The sequence below is a fragment of the Candidatus Rubrimentiphilum sp. genome (assembly GCA_035710515.1).
In the GTDB taxonomy this organism is placed as follows: domain Bacteria; phylum Vulcanimicrobiota; class Vulcanimicrobiia; order Vulcanimicrobiales; family Vulcanimicrobiaceae; genus Rubrimentiphilum.
Window position 1 is genome coordinate 151428 of the sequence record DASTDE010000002.1, and the last position, 15763, is coordinate 167190.

Consider the following 15763-nt stretch of genomic DNA (forward strand, 5'->3'; position numbering starts at 1 on the left):
TCAAAACGGCATTCCCGGATAGATCACGCTGCCGCCCGGCTTCGATTCCACGGCGCCCTCGGCGACCGCGACGTCCATCGCGTTGTCTTCATCTTGCACATCCAGCACCCACAACGCGCGGTGCGGCGAAAAAGCTGCGCCTTCGGCTCCGGCCAGGCGTTGCAGGATGCGCACGACGCGGTCGCCGCCGATTTCGCGTCCCCAGGCGATTGGCCCGAGCGGGTAGTTCGTCCCCAAACGCATCGCCAGGTCCACGTCGGCCGGCGACGCGACTTCTTCTTCTTGCACCGCGTAGACGGCTTCATTGATGATCGAGCCGATCGTGCGCCCGAGAAAGAGTCCCGGCCGGTCTTCCACGAGCACGACGCGCTTGCCGATCGCTTCGAAGACCTCTTGCGCGAGTTCGAGGGCATCGTCGCTCGTGTTTTCGGCGTCCACGATCTCGATCACGCTTTGCCGCTCGAGCGAGCCGAGCAAACCGAACCCCACAACGCGTTCGGGGTGGCGCAAACGCTTGGCAAGCGACGTCAGATCGGTCGCATACGCGTCAGCGAAAATCACCGTCTCCGGTGGAAAAAGCCGATCGAGGTCGGCGATAAACGCGCCGCGATCGCTCACGCCGTCGCCCGCATCGATCACGGTAGTCGTGTCGAGCGGCATCTCGTCGATCGCTTCGGCGTTCTCGCAGACGTTCACATGACCGTACGCCTTGTCCAGCGCCTCGCGCAACTCGATAGCGACGTTCGTGATGCCAACGATGAGAATCCGTTCGTCCTGGTTCAGCTCGCCCGGCGGTTGCGGGGGCGAATCGTCGTGACGCGGCGTGCCGCCGCTGTAATCGTAGAATCCGGAACCGGTCTTTCGACCGAGCTTGCCGCCCGCCACCAGTTCTTGCTGCAACGCAACCGGCTTGAGCCGCGCGGCGCCGGTGCGTTCGTAAATCGATTGCGATGTTGCCAAGTTAACGTCCAGTCCGATGAGATCCATGAGCTCGAACGGCCCCATGCGAAAACCGGCTCCGCGGGCCAAGCGATCGAGATCCTCCATCGGCGCGACGCCCTCTTCGTACGCGTGCATCGCTTGCAGATAAAATGGGCGCGCGACGCGATTCACTATGAAGCCGGGCGTGTCGGCCGTAACGACCGCCGTCTTTCCAAAACGTTCCGCGATCGCGCGAGCTTGTGCGACGGCTTCGTCGGAGGTCTCATCGCCGCGAACGATTTCTACGAGTTTCATCACAACAGGCGGATTAAAGAAATGCAGCCCGAGAACGCGCTCGGGATGCTCGACGGATTCGGCGATCTCGCTTACGGAGAGCGACGACGTATTTGTGGCCAGTAACGCCTTCGGACCGAGCGCGTCAGCAAGCGTTTTAAAAATGGTGCGCTTTAAGTCGAGCCGCTCGGGCACGGCTTCGATCGCGAGCTCGGCATCCAGTCCAGTGGGAACGGAGTCGTAGAACTGAACGCGCTGCATGATCGTGTCATCTTGCGCCCCTGTGTCATCCTGAGCTTGTCGAAGGATGACGTCGCGTGCTCGTGATTGGGCACCCGCATCGGGCTCGATCAGCGAAACGCTGTCGCCGGCGAGGGCCGCAACCGCTGCGATGCCCGCCCCCATCGTTCCGGCGCCCACGACGACAATGTTTGCCACAAACCCCTCATTGGTCGGGGACGGCGCGGGACCATGCCGAAGACGCCGCCGATGGAGAAACCCGGCTGGCGCGTCACGTCCTCTTATGCCATCGACTCACCGCACTTAAAGCTGCGCAAAGACAGAGTCGAACTGCCGAACGGCGGCATTATCGAAGACTATTACGTGAAGGAGAGCCGCGGGTTCGCGATCGTCTTCGCGATGACGAGCGAGAAACGCGTTGTTTTAGTCCGCCAGTATAAGCACGGAATCGGCAAGGTACTGCTGGAGCTTCCGGCGGGCGCTATCGATCCGGGCGAGACGCCGCAGCAAACCGCAACGAGGGAGTTTACCGAAGAGACCGGCTACGCCGGCGCGATGGAGTTTGTGCGCAGCTTCGTTACCGATGCAACCAACGCGAACACGGTCGCGCATTTGTTCTTCGCGCCCGACGTGCGGCTAGCCGGAAAGCAGAACCTCGGGATCGGCGAGGACATCAGTGTGGAGCTCTATACGCTGGACGAGCTTCACGCATTCGTTCGCGACGGCACAATTGACTCGGTCGCGCACGTCGCATCGATCTACTTGATGCTGGATCGACTGAAGGTTCCGTAATCCCCTCGATACCTCGGGGTGGTTCGATACCTCACCATGACAATTAGGATGACAATGCGAGTTCGGGGCGCGTAGCCGGAAGAACGATGCCGGCAAGCTGGAGCGGATCGTAAGAGCCAACCTGCACGAGTTCGCCATCGTCGCCGCCGCGGTGGACGGCGCGCAGCGCTTCGATCGCCTCCGGCAACGCAAACTGCTCGCCGACGTAGCCCGAAACGAAACGGCCGCCTCGAATTTCTCCGCGTGCCTCGAGCCGGCGCAGCGCCTGCAAGAGCTCCCGCCACGGCGGCGCAAGACTTTCGCGCGCGATCACGTCGCGGAAAAGCACGCCCCAGCGTTCGAGCAGCTGCCGCGCGAATTTTTCTGGATCGATACGCTCGGTCGTGGAAGCGAGCAGAGTCCAGCGCCCGCTCGAAGAGCGAGGACGAGCGCGCAGCCCCTTCTCCCCCAGCCTGCGCTTGGCATCGATCAGCGAGCGCAGCGCATCGAATCCATCTGCGGTAACAAGCCCGGCAGCGACGAGCTGCCAAAGCGCCTCCTCGACCTCCGCCGGTAAGCGTTTGGTTTCGCGAACGATCTCGGTGAAGAACGGCGCGCGCAGATTCTGTATAACTTCGAGGACCTCGCGCGACGCATGAGAGAGGCCACTGACGCCATCCTCACGCCGTACGATCAGGTCGCCGGAGTCCTCGCGCGTGAAGAGTGAAATCGGCGCGATCTTCGTCGGACGGATGCGGCGCGCGACTTCGCCCTCTTCAATAGCAAGTGAGGGATGCGGCGCCAGGCGTCCCCACATCACTTCGCCCGAGTAACAGAGCTTGTCCAAGTATTCGGAGCGGTATCCCGCGACGCGTTTAGGCAGAATTTGCGTTTCCCACGCCGCCGCCGGAATTTCGTATCCTTGGAGCTGCTTGACGATCTGCAGCGTGCCGTCGACGCCGTGCAGGCGTGTCGCCGGCTCGACGTGCTGCCAGCGATGCAGAAACCGGACGAACTCCGCGGAGGTAACCGGCTCGATTTCGCGCCGCAGCTGTCCGATCGTACGACGATGAATCCGCGCGAGCACGCGGCGATTGCACCACTCTTCTTGCTCGCCGCCGCGAAAACGGCCACGCAACAGTTGCCCCTGTGTTTCGAGGCGGATTAACGCCGCTTCAATTAGCGCGGCATCCACGCGAAAACGCTCCGCCATTTCGCCAACCGTCAACGGACCGCTGCATTCCAGCCATCCCCGCAGCACTTCCGCAACGGATTCTTCTTGCTGCTGCAGCAAGGCGGACCGGGCGAGATCCGCGCGTTCGGCAGCGACCCAGAAAGGCGTGCCGGCGACGTCCAAAGTTATGACGCGATTTTGCGCGGCGAGCTCGTCGTACCAAGCGTTCCAGTGCGCTGCGGGCGCCAGTACGATCAGCGTGAGCATGGCGTCGTGCAGTTCGTCGGCGTCGCGGACGACGGGCCACGACTCTTCGGCGACTTCGGCGATGACGGTCGCGTCGAGGATGCCGGCGCCGTCGAGATCGTCGCGAACCGTCCGGCGCAGCTGCACCGCACGCGCGCGGCGCTCTTCCAGCGGGGCGTCGTCCAGGTAGGCATACGGGTTTGCATTGAGGATCTCGTGACAAAACGGCGAGGGCTCGGGCGTATCGACCGCAACAGTTCGTATACTGCCGTCTTCGATAGCCTGCAAAATGGTCATCAGCCCGGGCAAGTCCATGGCTTCGTGCAGACAGTTGGCGATCGTCTCGCGCACCAGGACGTGATCCGGAATCCGAATCGGCCCCGTCAGATTCTCGGCGCAGGCGGCTTGGTCCGGAAAGACCGAGGCCAGCAGATCGTCGGCGCGCATGCGCATCAGTTGCGGCGGCACTTTGCGTCCGCCGCGCATGCGCAGAATCGCAAGCGCGCGCGTCGCATTCCAGCGCCAACGCGCACCAAACATCGGTGCCGCGAGCAGCGCTTGCGTCAGCGTGTACTCGACGCTGGCGGTCTTCACGTATTCGAAGACGATATCGAGCGGAAAGGCGTGCTGGTCGGTGAGCGAGAGGCAGATGCCGTTGTCGGTGGCGGCAGCTTGCAACTCGAGGTTGAACGACCGGCAGAATTTCTTGCGCAGCGCCAGCCCCCACGCGCGATTGATGCGCGCGCCGAAGGGCGTGTGCAGAATCAGCTGCATGCCGCCGCCTTCGTCGAAAAAGCGCTCGGCAACGATGGTGCGATCCGTCGGGACGACGCCCAGCACTTTCTTGCCGGCGCGTACGTAGGTGACGGCTTGCTCCGCGCCCGCGCGATCCAGGCCGCACTCGCGTTCGAGCAGCTCTATCGCGGTTGGATCGTCGCGTTCGTCGATCGCGGCGCGCAGCGCCGAAACTTCATGCGAGAGCTCGATCGTACGGCCGCGGCCTTCGCCGTTCCAAAACGGAATCGTCGGCGCGGCGCCGTGCGCATCTTCGACGCGCACGATGCCCGGCTCGATGCGCCGGATGCGCCAGGACGTGATGCCCAGCAAGAACACGTCGCCCGCCAAGCTTTCCACTGCGAAGTCCTCGTCAAGCGTGCCTACGACATGCCCTTCGGGTTCGGCGACTACGTTGTAGTTGGCGGTGTCCGGTATTGCTCCGCCGGACGTGATTGCCGCTAAGCGGGCGCCGCGCCGGGCGCGTACGCGCTGGTTCACGCGGTCGTAATGCAGAAACGCGCCGCTGCGTCCGCGCGAATGCGCGACGCCGTCGGCCAGCATGTCGAGGACGTCGTCAAAATCTTTGCGCGTCAGATCGCGGTAGGGATACGCGGAGCGCACCAGGTCGAAGAGCGCGTCGACCTCGTACTCGCCGCTCGCGGTTGCGGCAACGATCTGCTGCGCGAGAATGTCCAGCGGCGCCGCGGGAATCACGAGCGCATCCAAAGTGCCGCTGCGGATCGAACGCACGAGCGCCGCGCACTCCAGCAGCTCGTCGCGCGTGGTGGCGAAGAGCCGGCCTTCGGGTTTTGCGCCGACCCAGTGGCCGGATCTGCCGATGCGCTGCAGCGCGACCGCGATCGAGCGCGGCGATCCCAGCTGCACGACCAGATCGATGGAACCGATGTCGATGCCCAGTTCGAGCGACGCCGTGGCGACGACCGCGCGCAACTCGCCGTTCTTCAGCCGATTTTCGGCGTTAAAGCGCGATTCTTTGGAGAGGCTGCCGTGATGCGGCATGACGACGCCTTCGCCCAGGCGCTCCGTGAGCGCGAAGGCAACGCGTTCGGTCATGCGCCGCGTGCTTACGAAGACCAGCGTGGTGCGGTGCGCGCGAATGTGATCGGCGACGCGGTCGTAGATCTCCGCCCACATCTCCGTGCTGGCGACGGGTCCCAATTCGTCATTAGGCACCTCGACGACGGTGTGCATCTCGCGCCGGAGACCCAGATTGACGATCTGTGCGTTCGGGCTGAGGAACGCCGCGACGTTTTCGATCGGATGAACGGTGGCCGACAACCCGATGCGCTGCGGTTTGCGCCCGCTGCCGGCTTGCACGAGCGCATCAAGGCGTGCCAGCGTCAGCGCCAGATGCGAACCGCGTTTGTCGGCGGCCATGGCGTGGATCTCGTCGACGATAACCGTCGAGACGCGCGTGAAGAGCGCGCGCGACTTTTCAGACGTCATAAGAATGAAGAGCGACTCGGGCGTGGTGACCAGCACGTGCGGCGGTTTACGCAGCATGCGTTGGCGGTCGGCCGTGCTGGTATCGCCGGTGCGGACGAACGCGCGAATCGGTGCAAGCGGAGTCAGCCGCTGATTGGCTAGCGCCAGAATCTCGCCAAGTGGAAGTTCGAGGTTCTTGTGCACGTCGTTGCTGAGTGCCCGCAGGGGCGAGACGTAGACGACCAGCGTGGCGTCCGGTAGAGCGTCGTCGACCGCGGCGCGAACGAGTTCATCGAGGCAAAGCGAGAAGGCAGCCAGCGTCTTGCCCGAGCCCGTCGGGGCCGAGATCAGAACGTCGTGGCCGGCGCGAATCAGCGGCCAGCCTTGAATCTGTGGGTCGGTAGGCGTCCAATTCCGGGACGTGAACCACTCGCGCACCAGCGGATGGAAGCCGCTCAATGCGGCAGTCGCGGCTCCGTTGCTTCCTTCTAAGTGCAGACCGTCAAGAACGGGATTCATGAGGCGAACAAGTGTTCGACGGCGGGAGGCCGGCCCTCTGCTACGGGATGGTCGCGGCTTGCGCGAGGGAGTCGGTGGTCAGGGTGAGGGTGAGCTGCTGCTCGATTCGGTCGTCCTGGCCCTGGCCCACGTGCCGGCGGGTGACGGTGTCCTCCTTCAGCTTGAGCGGCACGCTCAGCTTCTGATTGTAGGAGATGTTGCCGCTGGTGTCCGCACGATAGCCGTTGGCGCCCTCGATGGTCAGGGCGCGCTGGTAATCGATGCTCAGCAGACCGTTGTTATTGTCGCTCGAGATCGTGTAATCGTTGACTTCCTTGCCGCCGGGCATGGCGTTCACGTTCTGCCAGTGCTTTTTCAGATCCAGCTGCGAGGGGTTCACGAAATTTCTTCCGAGCACGCGCAGCAGCGACATCTCTTCTTCGTTCACTTTCTTGTCAGGGTCGCAAACAACGCTGCCGATCCCATAAACGACGCACGTTGCCGGCGCCGCGGTCCGGTCGCCACGGCCTTGCTCGGCTACGGAGACGACCAAGCCGGTATCCGGCTGAACCATAAGGACGTCGATCGTTATCGTGCCTTTGTCGCTGTTGCCGCCGCCGTAGTGCGTCATTCCGCTGCCCGTGCCGCCGCCGGCCTCGCCGACGCCTGAACTATGCACGGTGCGATCCTGCGTGATGCTTATATCGAAGCTATAGGCGAGCTGGCGCATCGGTTTGCCCTGCTGAGCGCCGGCCGTTGTGCCCGCGAAGCCGGAAAGTAAAGCAAATGCACAGGTAAGATGAAGGCAGCGGTTCATAGGCTGGAAAGTTCGAGCCGGCCCGGACGAAACCCGTCACCCTCGACCTCAGTAGTAGAGGGCATGCTGAACGCGTTCATCCGCCTTACCTTGATCGTCGCGCTGGCGATCGTGGCTTTCTTCGTCGCCATCTTCCTTTTGAAGGTGGTCGTCGTGGCCGCGGTCATCGCCGCTTTGGTTTTGGGAATTCTGTTCCTGACTAACCTCGCGCGCCGGCGAAAAGACGCTCCGATAACCCGCTACCGGCCCTAAGCCGCAAATGCGGCGAGCGCCGCCGTCAGCGCCGCGGGCTCCTCGAGCATCGGGAGGTGCCCGCTGCTCTGCATGACCTGCAGCTGCGCCGCCGGAAAGGCGCGGCACGTTTCCCGAGCCTCGTCCAGCGACCCAATCTTGTCGCCCGCGCCGGCAACGATCAGCACCGGCATCTTCAATTCTTCCGCAATGTCGTAGGAGTCCGTGCGCTGCGCCATCCCGCGCAGCATTGCGGCAGCTCCTTGCGGCGAATTCGTCTGCACGATTGCACGCACGCGTTCGATCACACTCGGATTGTCGCGCAACGTCGCGTCCGAAAAAAGCCGCGGCAAGTACGATTCAAGCGCCGGTTCGATACTATTTTCGCGTTCCAACCGATCCGCCAGATCGTTGCGAAAGCCCGCTATTTCAGGCGAATCCGCCGCAAGGCGGCTGCAAATCAGCGCTAGACGCGATACGCGCTCCGTATACATCCGCGCGAACGCCAGCGCCACAAAACCGCCGAGCGAATGACCTGCGATCGTCGCGCGATCGATCGACATCGCATCGAGTATCGCCGCCACATCACCCGCCAAAGTTTCCATCAAGTACGGTCCGCCGGGCGCGCTGGATCGTCCCATGCCGCGCAGATCCGGAGTGATAACACGATGCGTTTGCGCGAGCGCGGAAGTCTGCGCGTTCCAGATTTCGCGCGTCAGCGGAAAGCCGTGAAGCAGAACGATCGCGTCGCCGTTACCATCGCTGACGACATCGAGCACGGCGTCGTCAACGCGAAAACTTGTCACGACGCTCGTAATACTGTATAACATAGGCAACACCCCTGGCTGCTTACCCAGCCAGAGAAAGGATGACTGAGCTTAAATGGCAGTCAAACGTAGAAGGAAAAAGGCAGCTGCAAAAGCAGCTCCCCGTAAGCGCCGTAAAGCAGCGCGCAAGGGCGGACGCAAGAAGGCCGCTCGTAAAGCAACGGGACGTAAAAAGGCCACGAAGCGGCGCCGCCGCCGGAAAAAGGCCGCCTAACTAAACGCTTCGGCGTTTTCCTTATAGCGCGCCGTTCACCGGCGCGCTTTTTTCATACCGTCCGTCCCGCGTGTCATGGTGAGCCTGTCGAACCACGCCCGAGCGAAGTCGAGGGCCGCATGAACGGTGGCTAGAGGGACTGAATCACCCATAAATGGCACCGACTCTTCGCCGCTGGATTCCAGGCTCGGTTTTTGGTGTCTTGATGCTGACGGCATGTGCCGCTACCGAAAAAGAGCCCGTTACAACAAATCATTGCAGCGCGAAGGCGCGCGGCGATCACGTTGTCGGGTCATTTGATGCTATGGATACGACCGAGCGTGCGACCCGCCACCTGAGCCTCATGTTTGCGACCCGTGATGAAAGCGGCTATTACAGCGGGGCAGACCACCAGGAGTACACCGTTCACATTCTGCCTAAGCGCTCGGCGAAGCTACGGTTCAGGATCTACGTGGGCAGAGAGTTCATAGCCGACTATCGCGGCGTGGAATGCGTCATCGAAGATGTTACTTTTGACGACGGCTCAACATGGTCGAGAAAAGTCCCAATGCAATGGCCCTAGACCGTCCGGAGAATTGGGCGCGTCAGCCACGGCCAGAGCGTGAAGAGCGCCGTCGCCGCTCCGACGAGCAAGAACGTATAGTGCAGACCGATGAGCGACCCGATCGCGCCTACGATCAGCGCGCCGCCCGGTACCAGTCCCAGCGCAACCATCGTGTAGACCGAGATCGCACGCCCCCGCACGTCGTCCGGCGAGAGCGTTTGGATGAGCATGTTCGAGGCGCCGAGCAATAGCATCGTGGCGGTGCCGATGATGAATAGCACCGGCAGCGCGAGCCACAGACTCCAAATAAATCCCAAACTGAAAACGCCGAGCGACATTACTGCCGCAGCCCCCAACAAAATGGCGCCGCGCCGCTCCCGCGTGCCCATGTACGCTGCCAGCAACGCGCCGAAGAAACCACCTGCGCCGGTCGCCGAGATCGCCAGGCTCAGATCCAAGGCGTTGCCGCGCAGCGTGTTTACCACGAACGCCGGCAGCAGTATGCTGTATGGCCGAATTAGGATCGCGGTAACGACGAAAATCAGGATAATCCATTTTAAAATGGCGTGTTCGAAGAGAAAGCGCAGGCCGTAGGCGATCGACCCCAGCCAGCTCTCGGGCCGAACCGTGCTCGGCGGAGCGGGCTTCATGAAAATCAGGGCAACGATCACGGCCAGCGTCGCGATAGCGTTGACGTAGAACGAATCGGCGATGCCGACCGAAACGATCAGCAGGCCCGCGATGGCGGGTCCCAGCACGGCCGGCGCGTTGAAAGCGATGGAGTTCAAACCGATCGCGTTGCCGACGTACTCACGATCGACCATCAGCGGCACCCAGCTCTGCCGAGCCGGAGAATCGAACGAAAGCGCCGCCGCGCTGGCGGCGTTGATCAGAATCAGGCCGACGATATTCATCCAGCCGAGGCTCGTAAAAACGGCCAGCATCATCGCCAGCAGCGCCATCGCCGAATTCGTTATGAACAGTATCCGGCGGCGCGGCCAGATATCGGCGACAAGGCCGGCGACCGGCGAGAGCACGATCACGGGCACCGCGCGAGCCAACCCTTGGAATCCGAGGTACAGCGCCGCGGTGTGCGCGTTGCCCGCGAGCTGCGCGATGTAATAGCCCGTCGCGGTCAGTTGCATCCACGAGCCGACGTTCGAGATGAGCAGGCCCGTCCACAGCAACCGGAAATCGCGAAACCTCAGCGCGGAGAAGATCGATATGCGGCGGCGCGGAAGCGCGCGCTCGACGCTCACCGCGCGCGTGCTGCCGCGATAATGATGGCCGCGCTGCCTTCCACGCCGAAGGTCGAGGTATCGACCGCCAAGTCGTAATTCGCGGCGTCCGTCCAATCGATGCCGTAATAGGCGCGAACGTATTCGCCCCGCGCGCGATCGATACGGTCGAGTTCGGCCGTGGCAGTCTTTTCGTCTACGTTCGCGTTGTCCATGACGTGGCGGATGCGCCATTCGCGCGGCGCCAGCATGAAAACGCGCAGCACGCCCGGCCTGCGCCCCAAAATCGCGTGCGCACCGCGCCCGATGAGCACCGCGTTGCCGTGCGCGGCGTACTCGCGCACCGCTTCTTGCACTTCGCGCAGACACTCTTCATCGAACGTCGGCCCCGGTTCCGCGCGGACTTCGGGCGTTCCGAGCTCGAGGCTGCGCAACACCCGCTCGCCCATCGTCTGTCCGATGTCTTCGGCGGACTCGACAGCCTCCGGCGAGGTTTGCAAGCGCTTCGCGACGACGACCGGCAGCTGCTCGTCAACGTACTCGTAGCCGAGCGTCTCGGCGACGTGCTGCGCGACCAGCAGCGCTCCGCAGCCGTAGCGATTCGAGATCGTGATGACCACTTTCGCGTCTTTCTCCGAGGGCCCGCGCGAGCCTCGGCCTAAGCAGGCTCCTGATGCCCCCGATCATTCGGACGCGCGATCTTCGCAAGACCTTTCGCACGCCAAAACGGCGGCCCGGCGTGGGCGGCGCGCTGCGCACGCTCTTTTCGCGCGAGTACGAAGACAAGATCGCCGTCCGCGACGTCACTATGGAGCTGGAAGCGGGGGAGTTGGTCGGGTACATCGGCCCCAACGGCGCCGGCAAGTCAACGACCATCAAGATGCTCACCGGCATTTTGGTGCCGACGTCGGGCACGATCGAAGTCGCGGGCCTCGTCCCTTACGAGCGGCGCAACGACAATGCGCGCAACATCGGCGTCGTCTTCGGGCAGCGCAGCCAGCTCTATTGGGATTTGCCGCTGGTCGAATCGTTCGAACTCTTGCGCGCGATCTACTCGATTCCGCGCGATCGGTACGAGCGCAACGTGCAGCGCTTCAAAGAAATGCTCGAGATGGAGCCGTTTTTGCGGACGCCGGTGCGGCAGCTCTCGCTCGGACAGCGAATGCGCGGTGACTTCGCGGCGGCGATGCTGCACGACCCGCGCATCGTGTACTTGGACGAGCCGACCATCGGCCTCGACGTCGTCGCGAAGGAAGCCATCCGCGAATTCGTCCGCCACATCAACCAGGATCGCGGAACGACCATCATTCTGACCACGCACGATCTGGCCGACGTCGAGCGGCTCTGCCGGCGCATCATCTTAATCGATAAAGGCACGATCATCTACGACGGCGGCGTCGAGCGCATTAAGGAACAGTACGGAACGCACCGCACGCTCGTGCTGACACTCTCGGAGCCCCACCCGGATCCGGTGCTCGAGGGAGCGGAGATCGAGTCGAACGATCGCGGCTTGGTGCGCTACCGGTTCGATCGGCGGCGTGTGCGCCCCGATCAACTCATTCGTGAAGCGACGCAACGCTACGAACTGCGCGACATCAGCATCGAAGAACCGGACTTGGAGTCCATTATCCGAAGAATCTACGTCGAAGGCTACGACCAGGAGCCCGTTAACTCATGATTATTTCGAGCGGAACGAAGAAACCCAACATCCACGCGAGCGCCTACGTCGCGCCGACCGCGACCATCAGCGGCGACGTCACGATTGAAGAGGGCTGCGCCGTGCTCTTCGGCGCCGTCGTCAGCGCGGAGGGCGCGCCGGTCGTGGTCGGCGCGAACAGTGTGGTGATGGAGAACGCCGTCGTCAAGTCGAGCGGCGGAAAGGTCATGCAGTTTCCGTGCACCATCGGCGAGAGCTGCCTCATCGGCCCGGCGGCCTACATCGTCGGCGCGACGATCGAACCGGGCGTCTTTATCGCTTCCGGCGCGCGTATCTTTAACGGCGCGACGGTCGAGGAAGGCGTCAGCGTCGCGATCGGCGGCATCGTTCACGTGAACACGCGGGTCAAGTCCGGCCAGCACGTGCCGATGCTCAATATCGCGCACGGCGATCCCGCCACCATCTATTCGCCGCGCCAAGCCGAAGAGGTGCACGCCAAGATGCACTTCTTCCAGGATGTCTTCAACCTGCCCGACTCGGACGACGTACGCGCCAAAGCCGCGGAGAACTACGCGAAGTTCCTGCGCAAGACGCATGCGCAAGATGCGGTGATAGCTGAAGCGACCAAGAAGGCCGCGCCCAAACCGCCGCCGCGGCGCACTGAAGAACCGCCGCCGACGCAGGCCACCGAAGTCGAGAAAGTCGTGGACGTGATGTTCGTCGAGCTCGAGGAAGCGCGGCTGCGGCGCGAAGCCGCGATCGAACGGGAGAAAAAAGCCAAAAAATGACCTTGGCGCCGTACGTCGAGTTCGCTAAAAAAGCGTTCGCGCGTGAAGCGACGTACCGGCTCGAGGTCTTCACGGAGATCGGCTCGCTTATCGTACGGGTCTATCTGCTGCGCTCGGTCTGGACGGCGCTCTACGCGCAGAACCTCGCGCCGATGAACCTGCCGCTCCACAGCATGATCACCTACGCCACGGTCGCGCTGCTGATGTCGCTCATCTTAGAAGTTGACGGAACGCGGCTGATCCGCGAGAAGATTCGTGAAGGCACGATCGCAACCGACCTGTTGAAACCCATCAGCGTGCCGTTCTACTTCTTCAGCGACGGGTTCGGGCAGACGGGGCTGCACGCGCTGCTGGTTATCCCCTCGATACTGTTTGCACTGCTGCTCGTGCACATCGACGTACCGTCCGCTCCTGTTTTCGCCGCCTTTCTCTTCTCGTTTGCGATCGGCTACTTGCTGAATTTTTTCGTGAACTTTGTGATGAACGCGATCGCGTTCTGGACGCTGGAGACGTTCGCGATTCAACTGATCGTCCGATGGGTTTCGGATCTGCTCAGCGGCCAAATCATCCCGCTGACGTTCTTTCCGGGCATTTTTGGACGGATCGTTTTCGCGCTGCCGTTCGCAGCGATCTATTCGACGCCGCTGCTCATCTACGTCGGTGTGGTTCAGCCGCAGGACTATGCACGGTACTTCACCATACAAGTTTTGTGGCTGATGTTTTTTAGCGCGCTTTCGTTCGTCATTTGGCGCGCCGCCGCGCGGCGCGTGGTGATTCAAGGTGGCTAGCGCCGTCTTCGCGGATCGCATTCAATTCGCGTTTACGGTCATGTTCCATTACTTGTTTCCAATCGGGACGATGGGACTGGCGCCGTTCATCGCGTGGTACACCGTGAAGGGCGTCCGGCAAAATGACGAAAACGCGATTCGCGCGGCGCGTTTCTGGGCGAAAATCTTCACAATCAACTTTGCCGTCGGCGTCGTGACCGGAATTCCGATGGAATTCCAGTTCGGAACGAACTGGGCTATCTTTTCAGCGCGCGCGGGCAGCGCCGTCGGCCAACCGCTCGCGATGGAAGGCGTGTACGCGTTTTTCCTCGAGTCTGTGTTCATCGGCATCTTTATTTTGGGACGCACTCGAGTTTCGGCGGGGTTCTATGCGTTCTCGGCGGTAGCGATTTGGATTGGAGCCTGGGTTTCGGGATTTTTCATCGTCGCGACCGATGCGTGGATGCAGCATCCCGTCGGTTACACGATGCTTTCGGGCGGAAAGATTGCGTTGACCTCGCTGCCGGCTCTTTTGCTGCAGCCGTTTGCCTGGTGGCAGTTCGCGCACGTCATGACGGGCGCGCTGTTGACCGGATCCTTCATCGTAGCGGGCGTGGGAGCATACTATTTGCTCGGCAACCGGCAAACCGGCTTCGGCGAACGCTTCGTCCGGGCCGGCGTCATCGTGGGCCTGATCGCATCCGTGATCGTCATTTTCCCGACCGGCGACCGGAACAGCGTCGACGTCACCCGCGATCAGCCGATCAAACTCTCCGCGATGGAGGGCCTTTTTCACACCAAGCAGGGTGCGCCGATCGCGATCTTCGGCATGCCGGATGTTCCTCATCAGAAGCTCATCGATCCGATCTACGTCCCCGATGCGCTGAGTTTTCTCGCTTATGGTAATTTCCGGGCGACCGTCAAAGGGCTGGAAGAATACCCCGGCGACCAGCGACCGCCGATCGAACTGACGTACTACGCCTACCACGTGATGGTCGGGCTCGGGACGATCTTCGTTGCGATCATGGTGATCGCAGCGGTGTTGTTGTTTTTGCGGCGTTTGCCGCGCGCGCGCTGGATGCTATGGATTCTCATGCTGGCAATGCCGTTTCCGTATATTGCGAATGAGGCGGGCTGGACTGCAACCGAGGTAGGCCGGCAGCCGTGGATCGTCTACGGACTCATGCGAACCGCGGATGCCACTTCGCCCAACGTCGTTGCTGGCGAAGTCATCTTCACCACGATCGGATTCGCCGGCATGTACTTCATCATCGGACTGCTCTTCATGCTGTTGGTCCTGCGCCAAATCGCGCTCGGACCCGAGAGCGAGGCGGTAGCAAAATGAATACCGCCGCGTTTGTCGTGCTGGCCGGAATGCTGGGCGCCTATGTTCTCTTGGACGGCTTCGATCTTGGCGTGGGCGCGCTGCACCTCTTCGTCGCGCGCACGGACCGCGAGCGCACCGCGTCGTTCGCGACCATCGGTCCGTTCTGGAGCGGCAACGAAGTCATGCTCATTGCCGCCGGCGGCACGCTCTTTGCATTTTTTCCGCAGGCATATGCCGCATCGTTCAGCGGGTTCTATCTGCCGTTCATGGTCGCGCTGTGGCTGTTGATGGTTCGCGGGTTGTCGATCGAACTGCGCGGACACTTCGCCGACCCGCTGTGGCGCGGGTTTTGGGACGTCGGGTTCTCAATTGCGAGCTCGCTCTTGGCGCTCCTGATGGGCGTAACAATCGGCAATCTCTTGCGCGGGCTTCCGATGGGGCAAAACGGATTCTTCTCCGGAACGTTCGCATTTTTGCTGAATCCGTACGCGCTCGGCGTCGGCGTCTTCAGCGTGATCGTTCTCGCGCTTCACGGCGCCGCGTTCATGCGCTGGCGTTCCGATCCCGGCTCGGAGATCGGAGCGCACGCCCAAAAAGCGTTCGTTATCCTATGGCCGATCGCGCTCGTGGCCTACGCCGGCGTCACGGCGGCGACAATGGCCGTCCATCCCGTGCATAACGCCGTGCTCTGGCTCGTCCCGATCCTCGGCGTCGCCTCGCTTGTCGCTGCGCGTTTCGTGAAGTCAGCCGCGCTTTGCTTAACCGCGACATCGATCTTTCTGCTGGCGCTGATGATCTCGGCGGCCGGCACACTCTATCCGTACTTGTTGCCCGCGTTTCCGATCGGCTCGGGCGGATTGGACATTGCCGCGGCCTCGACGCCGCAGTCGCTGCCGAGCGCCTTTATCGCCGTTGCGATTGGTTTGCCTGCCGTGCTGATTTACGCAACGCTGGCTGCGCGCCGCGTGCTAAGCCGTAAAGCCTAG

14 protein-coding genes are annotated in these 15763 nt (G+C 62.4%); 8 read left to right on the forward strand and 6 right to left on the reverse strand.

The window, feature by feature from the left end; translation table 11 throughout:
- Complete coding sequence (locus VFO29_06995) at window positions 1–1653, reverse strand: 3-hydroxyacyl-CoA dehydrogenase NAD-binding domain-containing protein (protein HET9393245.1); 1653 nt, start codon at window positions 1651–1653, stop codon at window positions 1–3.
- A gap of 33 nt (window positions 1654–1686) precedes the next feature.
- Here VFO29_06995 and VFO29_07000 point away from each other — a divergent pair, with 33 nt between their 5' ends.
- Window positions 1687–2247 carry an NUDIX hydrolase gene (locus VFO29_07000; protein HET9393246.1) on the forward strand — a complete coding sequence of 187 codons (561 nt, stop codon included), beginning with the start codon at window positions 1687–1689 and terminating at the stop codon, window positions 2245–2247.
- Between the two features lie 43 nt (window positions 2248–2290).
- Here the strand turns inward: VFO29_07000 and VFO29_07005 are convergent, their stop codons facing one another.
- On the reverse strand, window positions 2291–6388 hold the full coding sequence (locus VFO29_07005; GenBank protein HET9393247.1) for a DEAD/DEAH box helicase: 4098 nt from the start codon (window positions 6386–6388) through the stop codon (window positions 2291–2293).
- A gap of 40 nt (window positions 6389–6428) precedes the next feature.
- Entirely contained in the window at window positions 6429–7184 is a 756-nt protein-coding gene (locus VFO29_07010) for a hypothetical protein (protein ID HET9393248.1), read from the reverse strand.
- Between the two features lie 63 nt (window positions 7185–7247).
- Between VFO29_07010 and VFO29_07015 the strand changes: the two genes are divergently transcribed.
- The gene (locus VFO29_07015) at window positions 7248–7436 is read left to right on the forward strand and encodes a hypothetical protein (protein ID HET9393249.1); all 189 of its coding nucleotides are present in this window, start codon (window positions 7248–7250) and stop codon (window positions 7434–7436) included.
- Here VFO29_07015 and VFO29_07020 read toward each other — a convergent pair.
- Window positions 7433–8245 (reverse strand): alpha/beta hydrolase, encoded by an 813-nt coding sequence (locus VFO29_07020; GenBank protein HET9393250.1) that lies wholly within the window; start codon window positions 8243–8245, stop codon window positions 7433–7435. The genes VFO29_07015 and VFO29_07020 overlap by 4 nt on opposite strands.
- A gap of 365 nt (window positions 8246–8610) precedes the next feature.
- On the opposite strand from VFO29_07020, the gene VFO29_07025 reads away from it, so the two are divergent.
- On the forward strand, window positions 8611–9018 hold the full coding sequence (locus VFO29_07025; protein ID HET9393251.1) for a hypothetical protein: 408 nt from the start codon (window positions 8611–8613) through the stop codon (window positions 9016–9018).
- Here the strand turns inward: VFO29_07025 and VFO29_07030 are convergent.
- A complete protein-coding gene (locus VFO29_07030; GenBank protein ID HET9393252.1) occupies window positions 9015–10259 on the reverse strand; it encodes an MFS transporter in 1245 nt (414 codons plus the stop codon). The genes VFO29_07025 and VFO29_07030 overlap by 4 nt on opposite strands.
- Window positions 10256–10858 carry a cytidylate kinase-like family protein gene (locus VFO29_07035; GenBank protein ID HET9393253.1) on the reverse strand — a complete coding sequence of 201 codons (603 nt, stop codon included), beginning with the start codon at window positions 10856–10858 and terminating at the stop codon, window positions 10256–10258. The genes VFO29_07030 and VFO29_07035 overlap by 4 nt, the downstream gene beginning before the upstream one ends.
- Before the next feature lie 53 nt (window positions 10859–10911).
- On the opposite strand from VFO29_07035, the gene VFO29_07040 reads away from it, so the two are divergent.
- The 5 genes from VFO29_07040 to cydB are packed head-to-tail and all read left to right on the forward strand — an operon-like array spanning window position 10912 to window position 15763.
- Complete coding sequence (locus tag VFO29_07040) at window positions 10912–11916, forward strand: ATP-binding cassette domain-containing protein (protein HET9393254.1); 1005 nt, start codon at window positions 10912–10914, stop codon at window positions 11914–11916.
- Window positions 11913–12683: a hypothetical protein gene (locus VFO29_07045; GenBank protein ID HET9393255.1), complete on the forward strand. Its 771-nt coding sequence runs from the start codon at window positions 11913–11915 to the stop codon at window positions 12681–12683. Before VFO29_07040 ends, VFO29_07045 begins: the two co-directional genes overlap by 4 nt.
- A complete protein-coding gene (locus VFO29_07050; GenBank protein ID HET9393256.1) occupies window positions 12680–13471 on the forward strand; it encodes an ABC-2 family transporter protein in 792 nt (263 codons plus the stop codon). The genes VFO29_07045 and VFO29_07050 overlap by 4 nt, the downstream gene beginning before the upstream one ends.
- Window positions 13464–14795, forward strand: a complete 1332-nt coding sequence (locus VFO29_07055; GenBank protein ID HET9393257.1) for a cytochrome ubiquinol oxidase subunit I — start codon at window positions 13464–13466, stop codon at window positions 14793–14795. The genes VFO29_07050 and VFO29_07055 overlap by 8 nt, the downstream gene beginning before the upstream one ends.
- On the forward strand, window positions 14792–15763 hold the full coding sequence (gene cydB, locus VFO29_07060; protein HET9393258.1) for a cytochrome d ubiquinol oxidase subunit II: 972 nt from the start codon (window positions 14792–14794) through the stop codon (window positions 15761–15763). Before VFO29_07055 ends, cydB begins: the two co-directional genes overlap by 4 nt.

Excerpts from the sequence above, each read along its gene's own strand:
- VFO29_07015 (HET9393249.1), top strand. The coding sequence starts at position 7,248 with ATGCTGAACGCGTTCATCCGCCTTACCTTGATCGTCGCGCTGGCGATC.
- VFO29_07040 (HET9393254.1), top strand. The coding sequence starts at position 10,912 with ATGCCCCCGATCATTCGGACGCGCGATCTTCGCAAGACCTTTCGCACG.
- VFO29_07045 (HET9393255.1), top strand. The coding sequence starts at position 11,913 with ATGATTATTTCGAGCGGAACGAAGAAACCCAACATCCACGCGAGCGCC.
- VFO29_07000 (HET9393246.1), top strand. The coding sequence starts at position 1,687 with ATGCCGAAGACGCCGCCGATGGAGAAACCCGGCTGGCGCGTCACGTCC.
- VFO29_07010 (HET9393248.1), bottom strand. The coding sequence starts at position 7,184 with ATGAACCGCTGCCTTCATCTTACCTGTGCATTTGCTTTACTTTCCGGC.
- VFO29_07050 (HET9393256.1), top strand. The coding sequence starts at position 12,680 with ATGACCTTGGCGCCGTACGTCGAGTTCGCTAAAAAAGCGTTCGCGCGT.
- VFO29_07025 (HET9393251.1), top strand. The coding sequence starts at position 8,611 with ATGGCACCGACTCTTCGCCGCTGGATTCCAGGCTCGGTTTTTGGTGTC.
- VFO29_07020 (HET9393250.1), bottom strand. The coding sequence starts at position 8,245 with ATGTTATACAGTATTACGAGCGTCGTGACAAGTTTTCGCGTTGACGAC.
- VFO29_07005 (HET9393247.1), bottom strand. The coding sequence starts at position 6,388 with ATGAATCCCGTTCTTGACGGTCTGCACTTAGAAGGAAGCAACGGAGCC.
- cydB (HET9393258.1), top strand. The coding sequence starts at position 14,792 with ATGAATACCGCCGCGTTTGTCGTGCTGGCCGGAATGCTGGGCGCCTAT.